This is a genomic window from Streptomyces collinus Tu 365 (assembly GCF_000444875.1).
GTDB lineage: Bacteria > Actinomycetota > Actinomycetes > Streptomycetales > Streptomycetaceae > Streptomyces > Streptomyces collinus_A.
This window is the reverse complement of the sequence record NC_021985.1, coordinates 5,772,840-5,794,769: the sequence shown is the minus strand read 5'-3', so window position 1 is coordinate 5,794,769 and position 21,930 is coordinate 5,772,840. Positions and strand designations below refer to the sequence as shown.

The 21,930-nt window shown below is 70.5% G+C and carries 19 protein-coding genes and 1 tRNA gene; 1 reads left to right on the top strand and 19 read right to left on the bottom strand.

What is annotated here, in order from left to right; all coding sequences use genetic code 11:
• Window positions 1-36: 36 nt before the first annotated feature.
• From B446_RS25275 to B446_RS37360, 19 genes are all read right to left on the bottom strand, one after another.
• Window positions 37-276 (bottom strand): ATP synthase subunit C, encoded by a 240-nt coding sequence (locus tag B446_RS25275; protein WP_003992984.1) that lies wholly within the window; start codon window positions 274-276, stop codon window positions 37-39.
• Window positions 277-345: 69 nt separating this feature from the next.
• A complete protein-coding gene (atpB, locus tag B446_RS25270; RefSeq protein WP_020942269.1) occupies window positions 346-1,116 on the bottom strand; it encodes a F0F1 ATP synthase subunit A in 771 nt (256 codons plus the stop codon).
• Window positions 1,117-1,389: 273 nt separating this feature from the next.
• Complete coding sequence (locus B446_RS25265) at window positions 1,390-1,827, bottom strand: hypothetical protein (protein WP_020942268.1); 438 nt, start codon at window positions 1,825-1,827, stop codon at window positions 1,390-1,392.
• 412 nt (window positions 1,828-2,239) lie between these two features.
• Complete coding sequence (locus B446_RS25260) at window positions 2,240-2,452, bottom strand: hypothetical protein (protein ID WP_148305750.1); 213 nt, start codon at window positions 2,450-2,452, stop codon at window positions 2,240-2,242.
• A 363-nt stretch (window positions 2,453-2,815) separates the two neighbouring features.
• Complete coding sequence (locus tag B446_RS25255) at window positions 2,816-4,165, bottom strand: MraY family glycosyltransferase (protein WP_020942266.1); 1,350 nt, start codon at window positions 4,163-4,165, stop codon at window positions 2,816-2,818.
• A 175-nt stretch (window positions 4,166-4,340) separates the two neighbouring features.
• A complete protein-coding gene (gene glyA, locus B446_RS25250) occupies window positions 4,341-5,579 on the bottom strand; it encodes a serine hydroxymethyltransferase (protein WP_020942265.1) in 1,239 nt (412 codons plus the stop codon).
• Between the two features lie 124 nt (window positions 5,580-5,703).
• On the bottom strand, window positions 5,704-6,384 hold the full coding sequence (locus B446_RS25245) for a low molecular weight phosphatase family protein (protein WP_043476438.1): 681 nt from the start codon (window positions 6,382-6,384) through the stop codon (window positions 5,704-5,706).
• Window positions 6,381-7,028 carry an L-threonylcarbamoyladenylate synthase gene (locus B446_RS25240; RefSeq protein ID WP_020942263.1) on the bottom strand — a complete coding sequence of 216 codons (648 nt, stop codon included), beginning with the start codon at window positions 7,026-7,028 and terminating at the stop codon, window positions 6,381-6,383. The genes B446_RS25245 and B446_RS25240 overlap by 4 nt, the downstream gene beginning before the upstream one ends.
• 52 nt (window positions 7,029-7,080) lie before the next feature.
• Window positions 7,081-7,920, bottom strand: a complete 840-nt coding sequence (prmC, locus tag B446_RS25235) for a peptide chain release factor N(5)-glutamine methyltransferase (protein WP_043479079.1) — start codon at window positions 7,918-7,920, stop codon at window positions 7,081-7,083.
• Between the two features lie 74 nt (window positions 7,921-7,994).
• Window positions 7,995-9,062 (bottom strand): peptide chain release factor 1, encoded by a 1,068-nt coding sequence (prfA, locus tag B446_RS25230; protein ID WP_020942261.1) that lies wholly within the window; start codon window positions 9,060-9,062, stop codon window positions 7,995-7,997.
• A gap of 107 nt (window positions 9,063-9,169) precedes the next feature.
• On the bottom strand, window positions 9,170-9,394 hold the full coding sequence (gene rpmE / locus B446_RS25225) for a 50S ribosomal protein L31 (RefSeq protein WP_019753312.1): 225 nt from the start codon (window positions 9,392-9,394) through the stop codon (window positions 9,170-9,172).
• A gap of 164 nt (window positions 9,395-9,558) precedes the next feature.
• The gene (locus tag B446_RS25220) at window positions 9,559-10,689 is read right to left on the bottom strand and encodes an LCP family protein (RefSeq protein WP_020942260.1); all 1,131 of its coding nucleotides are present in this window, start codon (window positions 10,687-10,689) and stop codon (window positions 9,559-9,561) included.
• A 363-nt stretch (window positions 10,690-11,052) separates the two neighbouring features.
• Window positions 11,053-13,065 (bottom strand): transcription termination factor Rho, encoded by a 2,013-nt coding sequence (gene rho / locus B446_RS25215; RefSeq protein ID WP_020942259.1) that lies wholly within the window; start codon window positions 13,063-13,065, stop codon window positions 11,053-11,055.
• A 401-nt stretch (window positions 13,066-13,466) separates the two neighbouring features.
• The gene (gene thrB, locus B446_RS25210; RefSeq protein WP_020942258.1) at window positions 13,467-14,384 is read right to left on the bottom strand and encodes a homoserine kinase; all 918 of its coding nucleotides are present in this window, start codon (window positions 14,382-14,384) and stop codon (window positions 13,467-13,469) included.
• 588 nt (window positions 14,385-14,972) lie between these two features.
• A complete protein-coding gene (thrC, locus tag B446_RS25205) occupies window positions 14,973-16,031 on the bottom strand; it encodes a threonine synthase (protein ID WP_020942257.1) in 1,059 nt (352 codons plus the stop codon).
• Between the two features lie 6 nt (window positions 16,032-16,037).
• Window positions 16,038-17,327 carry a homoserine dehydrogenase gene (locus tag B446_RS25200; RefSeq protein WP_020942256.1) on the bottom strand — a complete coding sequence of 430 codons (1,290 nt, stop codon included), beginning with the start codon at window positions 17,325-17,327 and terminating at the stop codon, window positions 16,038-16,040.
• A gap of 170 nt (window positions 17,328-17,497) precedes the next feature.
• Window positions 17,498-18,889 (bottom strand): diaminopimelate decarboxylase, encoded by a 1,392-nt coding sequence (gene lysA / locus B446_RS25195; protein ID WP_020942255.1) that lies wholly within the window; start codon window positions 18,887-18,889, stop codon window positions 17,498-17,500.
• A 55-nt stretch (window positions 18,890-18,944) separates the two neighbouring features.
• The gene (gene nrtL / locus B446_RS25190; protein ID WP_063632810.1) at window positions 18,945-20,444 is read right to left on the bottom strand and encodes an ArgS-related anticodon-binding protein NrtL; all 1,500 of its coding nucleotides are present in this window, start codon (window positions 20,442-20,444) and stop codon (window positions 18,945-18,947) included.
• Between the two features lie 225 nt (window positions 20,445-20,669).
• Window positions 20,670-21,260, bottom strand: a complete 591-nt coding sequence (locus tag B446_RS37360; RefSeq protein ID WP_078614796.1) for a response regulator — start codon at window positions 21,258-21,260, stop codon at window positions 20,670-20,672.
• A gap of 113 nt (window positions 21,261-21,373) precedes the next feature.
• Here B446_RS37360 and B446_RS25180 point away from each other — a divergent pair.
• Window positions 21,374-21,445: transfer RNA gene (locus tag B446_RS25180), tRNA-Arg, on the top strand.
• Window positions 21,446-21,930 lie beyond the last annotated feature (485 nt).

Here is a 21,930-nt window from a genome sequence, read left to right as displayed (position 1 = left end):
CAGTGCCTTTCGTCGATGCGTGTCGGTATGGAGGTCTTACTTCACACCGAACACGAACGGCATGACGATGCCGATGAGGGCGAGCGCCTCACAGAAGGCGAAGCCCAGGATCTGGTTGGCGCGGATCAGGCCGGCCGCCTCGGGCTGACGGGCGAGGGCCTGGGTGCCGTTGCCGAAGATGATGCCGACGCCGATGCCGGGGCCGATGGCCGAGAGGCCGTAACCGACGGAGCCGATGGAACCGGAGACAGCGGCGAGGGTCTCAGTGGCAGCCATGCTGAATCTTCCTTCTCTTTACGGACCGGTGGGGATTGGCCACCGGACGGCTGGGGGGTGTGACGAGGCTCAGTGGTGCTCGGCGAGAGCGCCCTGAATGTAGGAGCAGGCCAGCAGTACGAAGACGTACGCCTGGACGGCCTGCACGAAAAGTTCGAAGCAGATCATGACCATGGTCATCACGAAGGAGACACCGGCGGCCGGGATCATCCAGCTGTTCAGCAGGTACCAGGAGGCGACGGTGAACATCACCAGCATCAGGTGACCGGCGAACATGTTGGCGAAGAGTCGCACCGCGTGCGTGAACGGGCGGACGAACAGGTTCGAGAAGAACTCGATGACCATGACGAGCGGGAGCACCGCGCCCAGCGACTTGTCGTAGCCGGTGATGTTCTTGAAGAACCCGACGAAGCCGTGGCGCTTGAAGGTCAGTCCGACCCACAGGACCCAGACGATCAGGGCCAGCACCATCGGGAAGGCGATGACCGAGGCGACCGGGAACTGGGCCAGCGGGATCACCGACCAGATGTTCATCAGCCAGATGAAGAAGAAGAGGGAGACCATGAACGGCACCCACTTCTCGCCCTCGCGCTTGCCGAGCGTCTCGTAGACGATGCCGCGGCGCACGAAGTCGTAGCCGGCCTCGCCGACCATCTGGAGCTTGCCGGGAATGACCTTCGCCTTGCCGAAGGCCGCCCAGAAGAACGCGACGACGAGCACGGAGGTGACGAGCGCGAGCAGCATCACCTTGTTGAACTCGAAGCCGCCGACCGTGGCCATCGGCTTGAACAGGAACGAGTGCAGGCCCGGAGCCGGGAAGCCACACCCGTTGTCGGACATGATCCGACAACTCCAGTCAAAGGCGAGCTGGGTCTGGTCAGCACTCACCACGGGCTCCTTCGGCGTGACGCATAGGTACGGCAACCTCGTTGTGTCGGCGCGGCGCACGGCCGCGGATCGGCACCGGACTGGTGTTACGGATGTGGGCGCGGCTGGGGGGCATCGAGCCTCGCGATCGAGCAGGCGTCAGCTCAGGTGCCCGCGCCCGCGATGCCGCAGTTGGCACCGGACGATAGCAGGAGATCTCACAGGCCTTTATCCCGCCCCTACCCCTCACGACGACGGTCCGGTCTTCTCGTGCTTCTCGCTCTTCTCGGAGTCCGGGTCGACGTAGAAGATCTTGGCCTTCATGTGGGCGCGCGCCTGCGCGGCCATCCACACGACGGTCGTGACGACCAGCGACAAGGCGAACGCCTTGGGGTTGAAGAGTGAGGTGCCCTTGAAGACGGCGACGAAGATGAAGAGCAGCAGCAGCTGTGCCATGTAGAGCATCAGCCCCATGGCCTGGAAGAGCTGCGGGAGCGTTTTCGCCGTCCGCTGCAGCACGTACAGGCCGATTCCCATGAACAGGATGGCGATCACCGCGCCGACGGCCGCTCCGATCGCACCCTTGCCCCCCGCGACCGCGGCGCTCACGGCGACGGCGATCACGCCGGCGGCCGCTGAGGGCACAGCGATCTGCAGAAGATTCCGGGCGTCATTGGACGGCATGGCGGCAACTCCGCTTTCACAGGGGGGCAGGTGTCGTCATGGACGAGCGTAGTCCCGGGCCGAGTAGTCGAGACCTCTCACCAAGGGACCGTCGCACTACGGTCCTTCGGTTCTACCCCGGGTTCTCGTGAACCGTATCACAAACTATTTGATGAGGTCTTTACCTGGCAGGTGTGCTTGCTGTCACACATGAGAGTGACGGTGCGCGTCTGTGCAAAAACAGCGCCCATCTGTCTGGTATTGGGGGACTTTGCTCCCCCACGAGATGGCAATGCTCTAGTCAGATTCTTACCTACGGAGGGCCCCGGCCCTGCCCCCACGAGCACATCCGGACCCGGCCATCATGCGGCATGACTACGGGGCGCTCGAATCGATCCGAGCGCCCCGCATACGGTCCGGTGAGTGGTGCGGATCAGTCGTGCACGGTGGCACAGGCCAGCGCGTCGGTCCACTTCCAACCCGTGCAGATCTTGGTGCCGTCGGGATACCGCTTCGCGTACGAGTCCCAGTTGTGGTCCTCGGAATGGCCCTGACGGACGCTGTCGTTCTCCCAGTACACCTTGGGGCGCTTCCCCGGGAGAGTGATCCTCAGCTTGGCGATCTTCCCGGACATCGTCTCAGGCACCGGGGAATAGTTGCCCACGATGCTGGTGACCTTGAGGCCTGAGCCGGTGACGATGATGCAGTTGCTGCCGCCCTCGGTGCAGTTGTGTGCACTTGCCTGGGCGGGTGCGGAAGCGAGAAGAGCGACACCTAGAGTCGCCCCGCCCACAGCGGCGGCACGCCAAATTCCACGCGACTTGCGCATTTCAACCCCCATTTTCGTTTACCGCGACAAAGGTCTGGTCAGAACCATGTCGGCATGATCGGGGATGATCTTACTTATCGAGAGTGACCGCGCCAGCACCCAGCGTGGTGACCTTGCTCACTCAGCCCCCACGTGGGGGCACTGAGCGTCACCGAAGGCCAAACGGCTGGACATCGTGGCTCAGTTCGATGTCCCGGCGTTGCCCCGATCGGTCAGACGTGAACGGGATCCGATGGCAGTGGCCCCGCTGACGCTCGAGAGTCCGGAAGTCACGGGGGAGCGTTCCTCCGGGTCGGCGGACGCGGCCTGGTCCGTCATGGACGCCGGTGTGGAGGCATCGGGTGAGAGCGACGCCACCACGCCACGCCTGCGGTAGCGCGGCGGCACGAGGTGCTGGGCCCAGACGGGGACCCGGGGGGTGAAGCGGGGCAGGAGCAGCAGGACCAGGCCGATCGCGCTCAGGAAGACCACGCCCAGCACGATCCACATCGACGCCGAGTTCACCGAGTAGGCGAGGGCACCGAAACCGATCAGGGCCGACCAGAAGTACATGATCAGCACGGCCCGGCTGTGCGAGTGGCCGATCTCCAGCAGGCGGTGGTGCAGGTGGCCGCGGTCCGCGGCGAACGGCGACTGGCCGCGCCAGGTGCGCCTGACGATCGCCAGCACCAGGTCGGCGGCCGGCACGGCGATGATGGTCAGCGGCAGCAGCAGCGGGATGTACACCGGCACCGTCTGGTGCACGGCCGCCTTCTCCGAACCCGTGAACAGGGCGAGCGCGTCGGGGTCCACCTGACCGGTGATGGAGATCGCGCCCGCCGCCAGCACCAGCCCGATGAGCATCGATCCCGAGTCGCCCATGAAGATCCGCGCCGGGTGCATGTTGTGCGGCAGGAAGCCCAGGCACATGCCCATCAGGATCGCCGCGAAGAGCGTCGCCGGGGCCGCGGCCTCGATGCCGTACGAGTACCAGATCCGGTACGAGTACAGGAAGAACGCCGCCGCGGCGATGCACACCATGCCCGCCGCCAGGCCGTCCAGACCGTCCACGAAGTTCACGGCGTTGATCGTGATGACGACCAGCGCCACCGTCAGCAGGGTGCCCTGCCACTGGGTCAGCGCCACGTTGCCGACGCCCGGGATGGGCAGCCACAGGATCGTCAGACCCTGCATGACCATCACGCCGGCGGCGATCATCTGGCCGCCCAGCTTGATCAGCGCGTCGATCTCGAACTTGTCGTCCAGGACGCCGATCAGCCAGATCAGGGCCGCCCCGGAGAGCAGCGCGCGCGGCTCGTTGGACTTGGCGAAGACCTCGTTGAGGTTCGTGAGGTGGTCCGCGACCAGCAGGCCCGCGCACAGTCCGAAGAACATCGCGATACCGCCGAGGCGCGGAGTGGGCTCCCGGTGCACGTCACGTGCCCGGATCTCCGGCATGGCTCCGGCCACGATCGCGAACTTGCGTACCGGCCCTGTCAGCAGATACGTCACCGCGGCCGTGATGCAGAGCGTCAGCAGGTATTCACGCACGGGCTTCCCCACAGGTCTCGCTGGCCATCACAGCCCCACACCCTAGCGACGGATGCATATGGATGAGGACTTCCGGGTACGGACGATGGTTGCACGGGTGGCTGTGCTCGTCGGTCGCACCGCTGGGCACACCGGTGTGCACGGCCGGGGCGTACGCCCGTGCGCCTACCCTCGCTCAGCCGGGATACGGGGGAAATCTACCGGCCAGCTCGCGGACCTCCGCCCGCGCCCCGGCCGGTTCGCTGTCGCCGCGCAGCACGGCCGCCATCAGCGCGGCGATCCGCACCATCTCCGGCTCCCCCATGCCCTGGGTGGTCACCGCGGCCGTCCCCAGGCGCAGCCCGCGGCCGTCGTCGTGCGGCAGGGCGCAGCAGTCCAGGACGATCCCGGCGGCCGCCAGCCGGCCGCGCGCGGTGCGCCCGTCGACGCCGAGCGGCGCCGGGTCGGTGGTGATCAGGTGGGTGTCGGTGCCGCCGGTGGTGACGGTGAACCCCTCGGCGGCCAGGTGGCCGGCGAGCACCCGGGCGTTGGCGACCACCTGGTGCGCGTACGCGGCGAACGCCGGGGTCGCCGCCTCGCCGAACGCGACGGCCTTCGCGGCGACGGCGTTCATCTGCGCGCCGCCCTGGGTGAACGGGAACACCGCCCGGTCGACCCGTTCGGCCAGCTCGGCGCCGCACAGGATCATCCCGCCCCGCGGCCCGCGCAGCACCTTGTGGGTGGTGGCGCACACGATGTCGGCGTACGGCACCGGGCTGGGCGCCGCTCCCCCGGCGACCAGTCCGATCGGGTGCGCGGCGTCGGCGATGAGGTAGGCGCCCACCTCGTCGGCGACCTCGCGGAAGAAGGCGTGGTCGATGTGGCGGGGGTAGGCGATCGAACCGCACACGATGGCCTTGGGCCGGTGGTTGCGGGCGAGGTGGCGCACCTGGTCGTGGTCGACGAGACCGGACTCGGCGTCGACGCCGTACCCCACGAAGTCGAACCAGCGGCCGGAGAAGTTCGCGGGCGAGCCGTGGGTGAGGTGGCCGCCGTGGGGCAGCCCGAGGGCGAGGACGGTGTCCCCGGGGCGCAGCAGGGCCGCGTAGGCGGCCAGGACGGCCGAGGAGCCCGAGTGGGACTGGACATTGGCGTGCTCGGCGCCGAAGAGCGCCTTGGCCCGCTCCACGGCGAGGCGTTCGGCGACGTCGACCAGCTCGCAGCCGCCGTGGTGGCGGGCGCCGGGATAGCCCTCGGCGTACTTGTTGGCGAGCGGCGAGCCCAGCGCGGCGAGCACGGCCGGGGACGTGAAGTTCTCCGCGGCGATCAGCTGCAGCGTCGTCGACTGCCGTTCCCGCTCCGCCCGCAGGATCTCGGCCAGCTCCGGGTCCTGGCGCCGCAGGACGTCCGTCTCGAGGAGGGGTGTGACCGACATGACGGGCTCCGGGCGGTCGACGGTGACGTGAGTCCAATGTAGGCCCCGGGTCGGCGGGACGCGCGACCGTTTCGCCCGTTCCGGGGCGGTTCCGGTACGGCCGGACGGCCGCGCCGGTACGGCCTCACATCCGGGCCGGCACGCCCGTCAGCGCGGTGACGACGGGATCCAGCGCGTCCCGTATCTCGTCCCCGATGGAGCGGAAGAAGGGCAGCGGCGCGCCGTACGGGTCGTACACCTCGTCGGCCTCCGCGGTCGGGGCCAGCAGCCAGCCGCGCAGGGCCGCGGCCGCGCGGACGAGGGCGCGGGCGCGCTGGACCACACCGTCCTCCAGCGGCGGCAGCGTGGCCGGGTCTATGGCGCGCACCAGCCGGGTGAACTCCTTGAGGGTGAAGGTGCGCAGGCCCGCCGAGTGGCCCATGGAGATGACCTGGGCGCGGTGGTCGCGGGTGGCCGTCAGCACGAGGTCGGCCATGATGACGTGCTCGTCCAGCAGTTCCCGGCCGACGAAGCCGGCGGCGTCCGCGCCGAACTCGGCCAGCACGGCCTCCGCGTTGGTCTCCATCGGCGCGCCCTCGTGGCCCCAGGTGCCCGCGCTCTCCACGATCAGGCCGCCGCCGAGCACACCGAGCCGCTCCGCCACGAAGTGGCGGGTCAGCCGCTCGGTGATGGGCGAACGGCACACGTTGCCGGTGCTGACGTGGAGGATGCGGAAGCAGTCCCGCGGGAGCCCCACGAACGTCGTGGTGATCTCCGCGGCATGTTCCCCGTTGCCTATGCCACGCCCCGCCTCAGGGGCCGTCAATTCGCCACCTCGAGGTCGGGTACGACCTTGCGCAGCTCGTCCGGGGAGAGCGCGCCCTCGCGCAGCAGCACCGGGACGCGGCCGGAGACGTCCACGATGGACGACGGCACGTTGCCGGGGGTGGGGCCGCCGTCGAGGTAGACGGAGACGGAGTCGGCGAGCATCTCCTGGGCCGCGTCGCAGGTCTCCGGCGAGGGGTGGCCGGTGAGGTTCGCGGACGACACGGCCATCGGGCCGACCTCGTTGAGCAGCTCGATGGCGACCGGGTGCAGCGGCATGCGCACGGCGACCGTGCCGCGGGTGTCCCCGAGGTCCCACTGCAGGGACGGCTGGTGGCGGGCGACCAGCGTCAGCGCGCCCGGCCAGAACGCGTCGACGAGTTCCCAGGCCATCTCGGAGAAGTCGGTGACCAGGCCGTGCAGCGTGTTCGGGGAGCCGATGAGGACGGGGGTGGGCATGTTGCGGCCCCGGCCCTTGGCGGCGAGCAGGTCGGCGACCGCCTCGGAGGAGAACGCGTCGGCGCCGATGCCGTACACGGTGTCGGTCGGCAGCACCACCAGCTCGCCCCGGCGGACGGCGGACGCGGCCTCGCGCAGACCCGTCACGCGGTCGGTCGCGTCGTTGGTGTCGTATCGCCGTGCCATGTCTAGCGGGCCTCCTCGTACACGTACTGCGGGCTGGAAGTGGTGGGGACGGTCACGGCAGCGCCTTGCGCGCGGTCGCGAACCGGGGGCGGTTGTTGAGGTCCGGGTGGTCGGCCGCGTCGGCCCAGCCCCGCTCCTCGGTGAAGATCCACGGCACCTGGCCGCCCTGGGTGTCGGCGTGCTCGATGACGACGACGCCGCCGGGGCGCAGCAGCCGGTGCGCGGTGCGCTCGATGCCGCGGATGAGGTCGAGGCCGTCCTCGCCGGAGAACAGCGCGAGCTCCGGGTCGTAGTCGCGGGCCTCGGGCGCGACGTACTCCCACTCGGTGAGCGGGATGTACGGCGGGTTGGAGACGACCAGGTCGACCTGTCCGTCGAGGTCCGGGAAGGCGGCCAGGGCGTCACCCTGGCGCAGGTCGACCCGGGACCCGGCCATGTTCTTGCGGGTCCACACCAGGGCGTCCTCGGACAGCTCCACGGCGTGCACGCGCGAGCGCGGCACCTCCTGGGCGAGGGCGAGAGCGATGGCTCCGGAGCCGGTGCACAGGTCGACGATGCACGGCTCGACGACGTCCATGGCGCGCACCGCGTCTATCGCCCAGCCGACCACCGACTCGGTCTCCGGCCGGGGCACGAAGACGCCCGGGCCCACCTGGAGCTCCAGGTAGCGGAAGTAGGCCCGCCCGGTGATGTGCTGCAGCGGCTCACGCTGCTCGCGCCGGGCGATGACCTCCCAGTAGCGGGCGTCGAAGTCGGAGTCCTTCACCAGGTGCAGCTGGCCCCGCTTCACGCCGTGCACGAACGCGGCGAGCTCCTCCGCGTCGGTGCGCGGCGAGGGCACGCCGGCGTCGGCCAGCCGCTGGGTGGCCTGGGCCACCTCGGCGAGCAGCAGACTGCGGGTGTTCGGGGTGCGTCCCCGGGGTGTTGGCTGCACGCAAGTCCTCCGTGGTAACTCGTACGTGCCGGTTACGCGGCCGCCAGCTTCGCCGCCGAGTCGGCGTCGACACAGGCCTGGATCACGGCGGCGAGGTCGCCGTCCAGCACCTGGTCCAGGTTGTACGCCTTGAAGCCGACGCGGTGGTCCGAGATGCGGTTCTCCGGGAAGTTGTACGTGCGGATCTTCTCGGAGCGGTCGACGGTGCGGACCTGGCTGCGGCGGGCGTCCGCCGCCTCGCGCTCGGCCTCCTCCTGCGCCGCCGCGAGCAGCCTGGAGCGCAGGATGCGCAGGGCCTGCTCCTTGTTCTGGAGCTGGCTCTTCTCGTTCTGGCAGGAGGCGACGACACCGGTCGGCAGGTGCGTGATGCGCACGGCGGAGTCGGTGGTGTTGACGGACTGGCCGCCCGGGCCCGAGGACCGGTAGACGTCGATGCGCAGGTCGTTCGGGTTGATCTCGACGTCGACCTCCTCCGCCTCGGGCGTGACGAGCACACCGGCGGCGGAGGTGTGGATGCGGCCCTGCGACTCGGTGGCGGGCACCCGCTGCACGCGGTGCACCCCGCCCTCGTACTTCAGCCGGGCCCACACGCCCTGTCCCGGTTCGAGCTGGCCGCGTGCCTTCACCGCGACCTGGACGTCCTTGTAGCCGCCCAGCTCGGACTCGGTGGCGTCGATGATCTCGGTCTTCCAGCCGACGCGCTCGGCGTAGCGCAGGTACATGCGCAGCAGGTCACCGGCGAACAGCGCGGACTCGTCACCACCGGCGCCCGCCTTGATCTCCAGAATGACGTCCTTGTCGTCACTCGGGTCACGCGGGACGAGCAGCAGGCGCAGCTTCTCGGTCTGCTCCTCGCGCTGCTTCTCCAGCTCCTTGACCTCGGCGACGAAGTCGGGGTCGTCGGCGGCGAGTTCGCGCGCGGTCTCGATGTCGTCGCCGGTCTGCTTCCAGGAGCGGTACGTGGCGACGATCGGGGTCAGCTCGGCGTAGCGCTTGTTCAGCTTGCGCGCGTTCGCCTGGTCGGCGTGGACCGACGGATCGGCGAGCTTCTTCTCCAGGTCGGCGTGCTCGGCGACGAGCTCCTCGACGGCCTCGAACATCTTTCGGCTCCTGTACTGCGGGTGAACGGCTGGCGGGCGACCAAAAACGCCGGTCCCGGGCACACCCCCGCTGGGGGCGCGACCGTGGACCGGCGAAATGGGGCTCGCTACTTCTTGGAGCCGGCGGCAGCCTTGCCGAAGCGGGCCTCGAAGCGGGCCACACGGCCACCGGTGTCGAGGATCTTCTGCTTGCCCGTGTAGAACGGGTGGCACTCGGAGCAGACCTCGGCGCGGATGGTGCCGCTGGAGATCGTGCTACGGGTGGTGAACGACGCGCCACAGGTGCAGCTGACCTGCGTCTCGACGTACTCGGGGTGGATGTCGCGCTTCAAGGGGTTCTCCTAGTTTCGGGAGGGCGCCGGGTCGCATTCGCGGGGTGCGGAGGCGTGAACCGGAGCCGACGTACCAGTCTGCCAGGACTGGGGCCATCCACCCAAACCGGGGGTGCGCTTGTTCTATTCCAGAGGGCTCCGCGCGAAAGCGGCCACGCGCGTCCTCAGGGGCTGACGACGCCCTTGGCCTCTCCGGTGGCCGTGCCCCGGGTGGCGGCCCGCGGGATGCGCCGGTCGTTCTTCAGCGCGTCCCAGACGAGCTGGGCCTTGTCCTTCTGCATGAGCACCCGGTTGGGATCGGCCGGGTCGTACCGGACCGGCATGGTGACCATCGTCATCCGGGAGGAGCTGATGCCCTTGAGGCCGTCCGCGAAGTCGACCAGGGCGTTGACCGAGCCGAGTTCGGAGTCGGTGGTGACGGTCTTGGTCGCGGTGTCGGCGAGGTCGTACAGCTTCTTGGGGCTGGTGAGGACGCCGACCTCCCTGACCTGGCCGAGCAGGGCCTTGACGAAGGCCTGCTGGAGCTGGATGCGGCCGAGGTCGGAGCCGTCGCCGACGCCGTGCCGGGTGCGCACCAGGCCGAGGGCCTGCCGGCCGTCCAGGGTGTGCGTGCCGGCCTTGAGGTCGAGGTGGCTCTGCGGGTCGGCGATGGCCCGGGTCGTGGTGACCGGGACCCCGCCGAGGTCGTCGATGAGCCGCTGGAAGCCGGCGAAGTCGACCTCCAGGTAGTGGTCCATCCGCAGGCCGGTCAGCGACTCGACCGTCTTCACGGCGCAGGCGGCGCCGCCGGTGGAGTACGCGGAGTTGAACATGACACCGGAGGCGGCCGGGTGGCTGCCGCCCTTGGTGTCGGTGCAGGCGGGCCGGTCGATGAGGGTGTCGCGGGGCACGGAGACCACGGACGCCCTGCGGTGCCCCTGGTAGACGTGGACGATCATCGCCGTGTCGGAGCGGGCACTGCCGTCGTCGGCGCCCCCGCCCAGCGCCCGGTTGCTGCCAGAGCGGGTGTCCGAGCCGAGGACCAGGATGTTCTCCGAGCCGTTGCCGGCCTTGCCCGGCCGGTCGGCGCCGAGGGCCTGGTCGATGTCGACGCTCCTGATGTTGCCGTTGAGCTTGAAGTAGACGTACCCCGCGCCGACGCCGCCCAGCGCGACCACGCCCGCGGCCGTCCAGGCCGTGACGCGCAGGGCCCTGCGGCCCTTGCCGCGCGCCGTGCGGCGGCTGCCCCTGCCTCTGCGGGGGCCGGTCACCACGGATTCGGGTATGCCGGGCTCCGGCGTGCTCTCGGCGGACACATCGCTCCTAGGTCTCGTCGGTCGGATACCCCCTGCTTTCAGGGTCAGGCGCGGTCGTCACCGCTCCATCGTCGCCCCGTCCGGCAGGACGGAGAAACTCGGGACAGCGTTGCATGACACAGAGTGCCGACCGCGTCTCGCTCCGGGCACGCTGGGTGACCGTCGCGCATCGCGCGAACCGTGCTCACCTGGGGATTCGCCGCCGGGCGCCGTACACCCGGAATCCGGTGCGGATCGGCACCCCTGTGGCAAAGGTCTCGCCCACGAACGCGGTCCCGCCGAAAAGGCCGCCCCCCGTCACTGGGTGACGGGGGGCGGCCCTGGATGCTCACCGGGTCCTCGCGGACCCCGGACGCGCGGCGACTAGTCGCCGTTGCCCGGCGTCGGCGTCGTCTTCTGGATCTGCATCAGGAACTCGCCGTTCGACTTGGTCTGCTTCATCTTGTCGAGGAGCAGCTCGATGGCCTGCTGCTGGTCGAGCGCGTGCAGCACACGGCGCAGCTTCCAGACGACGGCCAGCTCCTCGTTGCCGAGCAGGATCTCTTCCTTGCGGGTGCCGGACGCGTCGACGTCCACCGCCGGGAAGATGCGCTTGTCGGCGAGCTTCCGGTCGAGCTTGAGCTCCATGTTGCCGGTGCCCTTGAACTCCTCGAAGATCACCTCGTCCATGCGGGAGCCGGTGTCGACGAGAGCCGTGGCCAGGATGGTCAGCGAACCGCCGTCCTCGATGTTGCGCGCCGCACCGAAGAACCGCTTCGGCGGGTAGAGCGCGGTCGAGTCGACACCACCGGACAGGATGCGGCCGGAGGCGGGGGCGGCGAGGTTGTACGCACGGCCCAGACGGGTGATCGAGTCGAGCAGCACGACGACGTCGTGACCCAGCTCCACCAGGCGCTTGGCGCGCTCGATGGCGAGCTCGGCGACCGTGGTGTGGTCCTCGGCCGGACGGTCGAAGGTCGAGGAGATGACCTCGCCCTTGACCGACCGCTGCATGTCGGTGACCTCTTCCGGACGCTCGTCGACGAGGACGACCATCAGGTGGCACTCGGGGTTGTTGTGCGTGATCGCGTTGGCGATCGCCTGCATGATCATGGTCTTGCCGGTCTTCGGCGGGGCCACGATCAGACCGCGCTGACCCTTACCGATCGGCGACACCAGGTCGATGATGCGGGTGGTGAGCACGCCCGGGTCCGTCTCCAGGCGGAGGCGGTCCTGCGGGTAGAGCGGGGTCAGCTTGTTGAACTCCGGTCGCCCACGGCCGTGTTCGGGCGCCATGCCGTTGACGGAGTCGAGGCGGACCAGCGCGTTGAACTTCTCGCGGCGCTCGCCCTCCTTCGGCTGACGCACCGCACCGGTGATGTGGTCGCCCTTGCGCAGGCCGTTCTTGCGGACCTGGGCGAGGGAGACGTACACGTCGTTCGGGCCCGGCAGGTAGCCGGAGGTCCGGATGAAGGCGTAGTTGTCGAGGATGTCCAGGATGCCCGCGACGGGGATCAGGACGTCGTCCTCGGCCACCTGCGGCTCGGCGACGTCGTCACGGCCACGGCGGCCACGGCGGTCGCGGTAGCGGCCGCGACGGCCACGGCGGCCGCCCTCGAAGTCGTCGTCGTCCTGCTGCTGCTGGCGGTCCTGCCGGCCGCCGCCCTGCTGCTGGCCCTGCTGACGCTGGCCGCCCTGCTGGTCGTCGCCCTTGCCGCGGCGGTCACGGTCGCCACGCTCGCCGCGGTCGCCACGCTCACGGTCACCGCGGTCACGGTCGCGGCCGCGCTCACGGCGGTCGCGGCGGCCACGGCCCTCGCCGTCACCGGCGTCACCCTGCTGCTGCGCGGGCGTCTCGGCCTTGGTCTCGCCCCGGGCCTCGGCGGCGACGGTCTCGGCGCTGCCCGCGGCCGGGCTGCCCGCCTCGGCGGTGGCACGGCGGCGACGGCGCTCGGTCGGCGCGTCGTCCGAGGCCGGCTGGCCGGGGATCTCGATCTGCTGCTGGGCCACGGCCTTCTCGGCGGGAGCCTCGGCGGCCTTGTCGGCCTTCTTCTCGGCGGCGTCCTCGCCCGTGCGGGCCTTCGAGGTGGCCCGCCGCTTGGGCTTGGTCTCGGCGGCGGCCTCGGCCTTGGGAGCGGCTCCCCCGGCGGGGGCACCTCCGCCCGCGGCCTGAGCCTCCTTGATGACCTCGATCAGCTGGCTCTTGCGCATCCGCGCGGTGCCCCTGATACCGAGGCCCGAGGCGACCTGCTGCAGCTCGGCCAGCACCATGCCCTCGAGGCCGGTACCACGGCGCCGCCGGGAGCCGGCACCGGTGGCAGGCGCGGAGGCGTCCGTGGCGGGCGCGGCAGCGGTCTCCTCGACACGTGCGCCCATCAGATCGGTGGTGTCGCTCACGAAGGGTCCTTCCCTGGAGCGGACGTCGGCCTGTCTGGCTCGGCGACCGGTTGTGCTGTCCGGCTACGGTCCTGTCTCTGTGAACCGTGCCGGGGCGGTGGTCCGCCACAGCGGCGGAAGAGAATTTGCTGGTGATGGCGCTGCCGCGAACAGTGGCACGCAGTGTCACGTGGCGTGGTAGCACCGATTCCGGAGCTCCCCCAGGGGGCTCAGTGCCCGCGTGCGACGTACTGCCCAGGTACGGCGCACGGAACACGGAGTGGTGTGGGAGGCTCCCGGAAGAATGTCTGTCCCGGACGGGGACACGAAGCACCTCGCCATGGTGGGGTCGGGTGCAGACTTGAGATTAACACTACCGGATCCAACAAACATTCCCCCTCTCCAAATCCGGCAACCGCGTGTCAGGGCGCAAGCGGCAGCACGCTCGCTCCCTGAGCGTCCAGGCTCAGCCGGTTGGCGGCCCAGTCGGTGCCGGCCAGGGCCTCCACCTTGTCGGCGGTGCCCACGTCGGCGAGGGCCATGACGGTGGGTCCGGCGCCGGAGATGACGGCCGGGATCCCGTCGGCCCGCAGCCGCTCCACCAGCGCGGCGCTCTCCGGCATGGCCGGGGCGCGGTACTCCTGGTGCAGACGGTCCTCGGTGGCGGGCAGCAGCAGCTCGGGGCGCCGGGTGAGGGCCTCGACGAGCAGGGCGGCACGGCCGGCGTTGGTGGCGGCGTCGACGTGCGGCACGGTGCGCGGCAGCAGGCCGCGGGCGGTCTCGGTCAGGACCGGCTTCCCGGGCACGAAAACCACCGGAACGATGGAATCGTTGGGCTCCATCCTGATCGCACGCGCGGCGCCGGCCTCCATCCAGGACAGCGTGAACCCGCCGAGCAGACAGGCCGCCACGTTGTCCGGGTGGCCCTCGATCTCCGTGGCCAGTTCCAGCAGCGCGGCGTCGTCGAGCCGGGCCTCGCCGCCTATCGTCACGGCGCGGGCGGCGACGATGCCGGCGCAGATGGCGGCGGAGGAGGAGCCGAGGCCGCGGCCGTGCGGGATGCGGTTGGCGCAGACGATCTCCAGGCCGCGGGGCTGCCCGCCCAGCAGGTCGAAGGCGGTGCGCAGGGAACGCACGAGGAGGTGGCTCTCGTCGCGCGGGAGGGTCTCGCTGCCCTCGCCCGCGATGTCGATGTGCAGCCCGGAGTCGGCCACCCGGACGACGACGTCGTCGTAGAGCCCCAGCGCGAGGCCCAGGGCGTCGAAGCCCGGACCGATGTTGGCGCTGGTGGCGGGGACGCGCACCCGGACGGCGGCGGCGCGGAAGGCGGGACCGGCCATCGCTCGAAGACTCTCCTTGAGCTGCGTGACTGTCGAGGACATCCGAGGGACTCGCATGCCGCTCGACCGATTTCGATGGACATTCGATGGCGTACGAGGCGTACGAGGACCCGTCGGGCCGCGGAGACGGCGCGGCCCGTGCGCACACGCGGGGGCATATGCGGTAGGCGGGTTCAGTACAGCCTATCGAAGGAAGGTTCCGTGGCGACACAGGGCGCACGGGAGGCGCACGATGCGTGTCGCAAGCCCCCCGTGCACCCTGCCCCGAAGCCGTTCCGACCTGGGCGGCCGACCGCAGGGCGGGGTGTCGGACCTGGTTGTCGGACCGGGCCGTCGGACCTGGTTGTCGGACCGGGCCGTCGGGGCGACCGCAGGGCGGGCCGTCAGGCCGGGCCGTCAGGGCGACCGCAGACCGGGCCGGCGGGCCGCCCGACAGCCCGGGCCGTCAGGCCGGCCGGGCCGTACGGCACCTGCCGGGCCAGGCCCTCGGTCCGACCGTCCGACCCGACAGTCGAACCCGGCCGTCGAACCCGCCCTCCGACCCCGAGAGCCGAATCCGACAGCCCAACCCGGCCGTAGGGCAGGCCGTCAGGCCAGGCCGAGGCGTTCGGCCGCGGTGGCCGCGTCGACCGGGACGGTGACCGGCTGCGGAGCGCCGGCGACGGCCCAGTCGGGGTCCTTCAGACCATTGCCCGTGACGGTGCACACGATGCGCTGGCCCGGGTCGACCTTGCCCTCCTCGGCGGCCTTCAGCAGACCGGCGACCGAGGCGGCGGAGGCGGGCTCCACGAAGACGCCCTCCTGCGCGGCCAACAGCCGGTAGGCGCGCAGGATCTCACGGTCCGTCACCTCGTCGATGGCGCCGCCGGACTCGTCCCGCGCGGCCAGCGCGTACTGCCAGGACGCCGGGTTGCCGATGCGGATCGCGGTGGCGATCGTCGAGGGGTCCTTGACGACCTCGCCGCGCACGATCGGGGCGCTGCCGGAGGCCTGGAAGCCCCACATGCGCGGTGTCCGGGTGGAGTTGCCGTCGGCGGCGTACTCCTTGTAACCCTTCCAGTAGGCCGTGATGTTGCCCGCGTTGCCGACCGGCAGGACGTGGATGTCGGGGGCGTCCCCGAGCATGTCCACGATCTCGAAGGCGGCCGTCTTCTGACCCTCGATGCGCACCGGGTTCACCGAATTCACCAGCGCCACCGGGTAGTTCTCGCTGAGCGAGCGGGCGAGCGTGAGGCAGTCGTCGAAGTTGCCGTCGACCTGGAGGATCTTCGCGCCGTGCACCAGGGCCTGGCCCATCTTGCCGAGCGCGATCTTGCCCTGCGGCACGAGCACGGCCGAGACCATGCCCGCGCGGACGGCGTAGGCGGCGGCGGAGGCGGACGTGTTGCCGGTGGAGGCGCAGATGACCGCCTTCGCCCCCTCCTCCTTGGCCTTGGAGATCGCCATGGTCATGCCGCGGTCCTTGAAGGAGCCCGTGGGGTTGGCCCCTTCCACCTTGAGGTGGACCTCACAGCCCGTGCGCTCGGAGAGCACCTGCGCGGGCACGAGGGGCGTGCCGCCCTCGCGGAGCGTCACGACCGGCGTGGTGTCGGATACCGGCAGCCTGTCCCGGTACTCCTCGATGATTCCGCGCCACTGGTGGGTCATTGCTGGTTACTCTCCTTCAACCCGCATGATGCTGGCGACACCCCGCACGGTGTCGAGCTTGCGCAGCGCCTCGACGGTCCCGCTCAGGGAGGCGTCGGACGCGCGGTGGGTGACGACGACGAGGGAGGCCTCGCCGTCCTTGCCCTGCTGCCGGACCGTGTCGATCGACACCCCGTGCTCCGCGAACACGGTAGCCACCTGCGCCAGGACGCCGGGCTTGTCGGCGACGTCGAGGCTGATGTGGTAGCGGGTGACGACCTCGCCCATGGACGAGACGGTCAGGGCGGCGTACGCCGACTCACCGGGCCCCGTTGCGCCGTTGAGTCGGTTGCGGCAGACGGCGACCAGGTCGCCGAGCACGGCCGAGGCGGTCGGCGAACCGCCGGCGCCGGGGCCGTAGAACATGAGCTGCCCGGCCGCGTCGGACTCCACGAAGACGGCGTTGTACGCGCCGCGCACGGAGGCCAGCGGGTGGCTCAGCGGAATCATCGCGGGATGCACGCGGGCGGTCACCGAACCGCCGTCCGCGGCCCGCTCGCAGATGGCGAGCAGCTTGATCGTGCAGCCCATCTCCTTCGCCGAGCGGAAGTCGGCGGCGGTCACCTCGGCCATGCCCTCACGGTAGACGTCGTCGAAGCGCACCCGGGTGTGGAAGGCGATGCCGGCCAGGATGGCGGCCTTCGCGGCCGCGTCGAAGCCCTCGACGTCGGCGGTCGGGTCGGCCTCCGCGTAGCCGAGCGCGGTGGCCTCGTCCAGGGCCTCCTGGTAGCCGGCGCCCGTGGAGTCCATTTTGTCGAGGATGAAGTTGGTCGTGCCGTTGACGATGCCCAGCACGCGGTTGACCTTGTCGCCGGCCAGGGACTCGCGCAGCGGCCGGATCAGCGGGATGGCGCCGGCGACGGCGGCCTCGTAGTAGAGGTCCCTGCCGTGCTCCTCGGCGACGGCGTGCAGCGCGGCCCCGTCCTGGGCGAGCAGGGCCTTGTTCGCGGAGACCACGGAGGCGCCGTGCTGGAAGGCCGTGGTGATGAGGCCGCGGGCGGGCTCGATCCCCCCGATGACCTCGACCACGACGTCGATGTCGCCGCGTTTGACGAGGGCGGTGGCGTCGGTGGTGACGAGGGCCGGGTCGATGCCCTCGCGCACCTTGCTCGGGCGCCGCACGGCGACCCCGGCGAGCTCGACCGGGGCGCCGATCCTGGCGGCGAGGTCGTCGGCGTGCGTCGTCATGATGCGCGCCACCTCTGAGCCGACCACTCCACAGCCCAGCAGCGCCACCTTCAGCGGACGCGTACGCATCATCCGACCTCGTTTCCTCTTACCGTCTAGGTTGACCCAGTCTCACTCACCGGACGGGAGTTTCTACCCTTCGTCCGGATCGTGAGACATCTATTTCATTTTTCCGGACCTGCCGAACCGGAGATCTTCCGGCCGGCGTTCCCGGGGCTTCGCGGGTGCCCGGCGGCGCCTCATCCGACGTCGAGACGCAGCAGGTCGTCCTCGGTCTCGCGCCGGACGACGACCCGCGCCTCGCCGTCCTTGACGGCGACCACCGGCGGCCGCAGCACGTGGTTGTAGTTGCTGGCCATGGAGCGGCAGTAGGCGCCGGTGGCCGGTACGGCGATGAGGTCACCCGGTGCCAGGTCGGCGGGCAGGAACGCGTCCTTGACCACGATGTCCCCGCTCTCGCAGTGCTTGCCGACCACCCGGGCCCGCATCGGCTCGGCGTCACTGGAGCGCGAGACGAGGGAGACGCTGTACTCGGCGTCGTACAGCGCCGTGCGGATGTTGTCGGACATCCCGCCGTCGACGGAGACGTACGTCCGCAGCCCCTCCAGCGGCTTGACGGTGCCGACCTCGTACAGCGTGAACGCCGTCGGCCCGACGATGGCGCGCCCCGGCTCCACGGAGATGCGCGGGGTCCGCAGCCGGGCGGACTCGCACTCGCGCGTGACGATCTCGGAGAGCGCCTTGGCGATCTCGTGCGGCTCGCGGGGGTCGTCGTCGCTGGTGTAGGCGATGCCGAGGCCGCCGCCGAGGTCGATCTCGGGCAGCTCGACGCCGTGCTCGTCGCGGATGTCGCGCAGCAGTCCGACGACCCGGTGGGCGGCGACCTCGAAGCCGGACATGTCGAAGATCTGCGACCCGATGTGGCTGTGGATCCCGATCAGCTCGAGCCCGTCGAGCTGCAGCGCCCGCCGCACGGCCTCGGCGGCCTGGCCGCCCGCGAGCGGGATGCCGAACTTCTGGTCCTCGTGCGCGGTGGCGATGAACTCGTGGGTGTGGGCCTCGACCCCGACGGTGATGCGGATCTGCACCTTCTGGCGCCTGCCGAGGGACTGCGCGATGTGCGCGACCCGCACGATCTCCTGGAAGGAGTCGAGCACGATCCGCCCGACGCCCGCCTCGACGGCCCGGGTGATCTCCTCGACCGACTTGTTGTTGCCGTGGAAGGCGATGCGCTCGGCGGGCATGCCGGCGGAGAGCGCGGTGGCCAGTTCCCCGCCGGAACAGACGTCCAGGTTGAGCCCCTCCTCCTTCAGCCAGCGCACGACGGCCCGGGACAGGAACGCCTTGCCGGCGTAGAAGACGTCGGCGTCGGCCCCGAACGCGGTCCGCCAGGCCCGCGCCCGGGCCCGGAAGTCGGTCTCGTCGAGGATGTAGGCGGGGGTGCCGAACTCCTCCGCGAGCCGGGTCGCGGGAATCCCGCCGACGGTCAGCACACCGTCGTCGTCCCGGCTGACGGTCTGGGCCCACACCTTGGGGTCGAGGGCGTTGAGGTCGGCGGGCGGGGCCGAGTAGTGCCCCTCGGGCAGGACGTCGGCGTAACGGGGCCCGGCGGGGTGGGCGGAACGGCTCATGACGTGACTCTCAGACTCTCTGTCTCTCTCCGGGGGCTCATCGGCGTAGGGGCCCTCAGAGGTGTTCGGGTGCGTCGATGCCGAGCAGGGACAGGCCACCGGCCAGCACCGTCCCGGCGGCTTCGGCGAGGGCCAGCCGGGCACGGTGGGCGGCCGAGGGTTTCTCCTCGCCGCACGGCAGCACGGTGTACAGGAACGGCAGCACGGCATCAGCGAGCGTGACGAGATGCCGGGCGAGCCGGTCGGGCGCACGGTGTGTCGCCGCCGCGGCGAGGATGCGGGGATGGGCGGAGAGGGCGGTGAGGAGGGGGGCGTGCTGGTGGGCGGCGGTGAAGCCGGGGAACTGCGCGGACGCGGACTCGCGGACCTCGGCGGACGCCGCTCCGGCAGCTCCGGCGGCCGCCGGTACAGGGGCCGCCACGGAGCCCGGCTCACGGGCCGGAAGGGAGCCCGGTTCACGGGCCGGAAGGGACCCGAACTCACGAACGTCGGCGGGCACGGGCTGAGGAACGTCGGCGGGCACCGGCTCAGGAGCGTAAGCAGGACCGGCAGGCACGGCAGGCACGGCAGCCACCGGCTCAGGAACGACGTCGGCGGGCACCGGCTCAGAAACTTCAGGAACCGCGACGGAGCCTGGCTCACGCACCGCCGAGGGCCCGGGCTCATGAGTGACGACGGCCCCGGCGTGCCCCGGCTCAGGGACCGCCGAGGGCTTGGACTCGTGAACCACGACGGACCGGGCGGCCCCTGGCTCAGGGACCACCGAGGGCCTGGACGCGTGAGCCACGACGGACCGGGCGGGTGGCTTCGGCCCACGGACCGCCGGGGAGTCCACCTCACGAACCTCGAGGGGGCCGGGCTCGGCGTCGAAGCCCAGCCGGCCGGCGTTGCGCATGACGGACCGGACGCGGGCGTGGGCGTACCGCACCCGGAACAAGGGATTGCTCTCCCGCTGCGCCAGATGGTCGGCGGTGATGCGGGGCCGGTCGTGCGGCGCGGGATGGAGCAGCGCCCACTGGGCGGCGTCGGCACCGAGGGGCGCGGGGTCCTCGGGCGCCGGCACGGGCCGGAGATTGACCGGCTCCCCGTGCTCGACCTCGGCGCGCCCTCCCTGGCTGGCGACGATGCGTACGACGGCGTCGGCGACGACCTCGGCCCGCACCTCGTAAGGCACGCGGAGGACGACGACCTGCCCGGCGAGCAGCTCACTGTGCCCGTAGGCGGAACCGCGCTCCCGGATCTCCCGCACGAGCGCCACGACGGGGTCGGCTTCCTCGCCCAGACTGATGTTGAGGAAGCCAGGCCCGGTGACGACGACGTCCCGTATCCCGGGGAACCCAAGGAGATGGGCCCGCAGCACCTCGGCGACCTTGAGCGGCGGCAGCCCGGCCGGCCGAGCGAGCCGCAGAGCGACGTTGGTGGCGAAGTCCCCGCACCCGCCGGCTCCCGGCTCCCCCACGACAACGCGCTCGGGCACCGGGACGACCAGCTCGCCGGCCTCCACAGCACGACGCACCGCGGACAACACGGTGCGGGAGAGCTCGACGGGGGTCACGGGACAAGCGTAGGGGAGGTGGGGGGTGGGTATGCGAAGCGGTTTTACGGGATGAGACGGACGGCCCTGCCGGCCGCCGGATCCCGGGCCGAGCGAACGGCGGGACAGCGCATGCTGCTGCGAGGGCGGACGAGAGCCAGGATCGGCGGCCGAACGCACGACACGAGTGCCGAGACCTACCGAGGACCGGCAGCCGGGCGCCGGACGCACCAGACGCAGTAGCCGTCAGGAAACGCCACCGGAGACACCATGGGAGGGCACCTCCCCGCCGGGCCGGTCGTCGTCACCATCCCCATGCCCCTCGGTATCACCACCCCCATCACCGTCACCACGGTCGCCCGGCCCCTCTACGCCCCCGCTGCCCCCGACTCCCCTGCCGCTGCTGGGCCGGCGCTCGATGAGCTGCTTGACGAGCCGGACGAGCTCGGCGGGTTCGAAGGGCTTGGCGAGGAAGGCGTCAACGCCGACATCAAGCCCTGTCTCCACTTCGTACTGAGTACAGGCGCTGATGATGGCAAGAGGAAGATGATGGGTGCGAGGATCGGCACGAAGCCGAGCGGCGGTCCGGAGCCCGTCGAGACGAGGCATGACGACGTCGAGGGTGACGACATCGGGCCGCACTTGGTGCACGACATCCAGACACTCGGCACCGTCGATCGCGGTCACGACCTCAAGCCCCTCCAGCTCGAGGTTGACCCTGATCAGCTGCCGGATGACCTTGTTGTCGTCGACAACAAGCACCCGACCCGACGCGCCTGGCACAACTCGAGAGTAGGTCCGGACCGGCCACCGCGTCCGGCTTTTCCCCACTTCCAACCCCTGCGGGGGACACCCCCCGACCCGACCCCGGGAAACCTGTTCCTGATCACCCCGGAAGACCTGATAGTGTTCTACACGTCGCCGAGAGCGAGCAGCTCAACGCCCGACACGCCCCCGTAGCTCAGGGGATAGAGCAACGGCCTCCGGAGCCGTGTGCGCAGGTTCGAATCCTGCCGGGGGCACCTTGGATTAGGTGCCCAAAGACCCCGCCATCAGCTAGAACGCTGAGGACGGGGTCTTCGCGTATGTGCAGGCATGTGCCGCCTGGAGCGGGCGTATGTCGGGGTCTGTGGACTATTCGTGGACACACTCTTTAGGCATCGCAGCAGGTCAGCCTAGGAAAGGGCCAGGTCTCACATTGCCGCTTGGCCGGTTCCCGGCTCCTGACGTGAACCGAGAACCGACGCGTGGATGGCGTTACAACCTACGCCAACGGTGGTTACGCCGAGGCAGGCCGAGCCTTGCCTGGATGGTGCGCTCGAGCCAGTCGACAAACTCATCAGGGGTGTCCGGCTGGAGAGGCAGCACCCAATACCTTGCCCACTCCTCGCGCTTCGAGCGGGCATCGGTTGTATGCCGGCGAAGCCGGGCAACCGCTGCTCCCCGATGCAGGGGGCGGGTCGGTCGGGTTCGGCCGCAGTAGCAAGCCAAGCCATCAGCATTGACG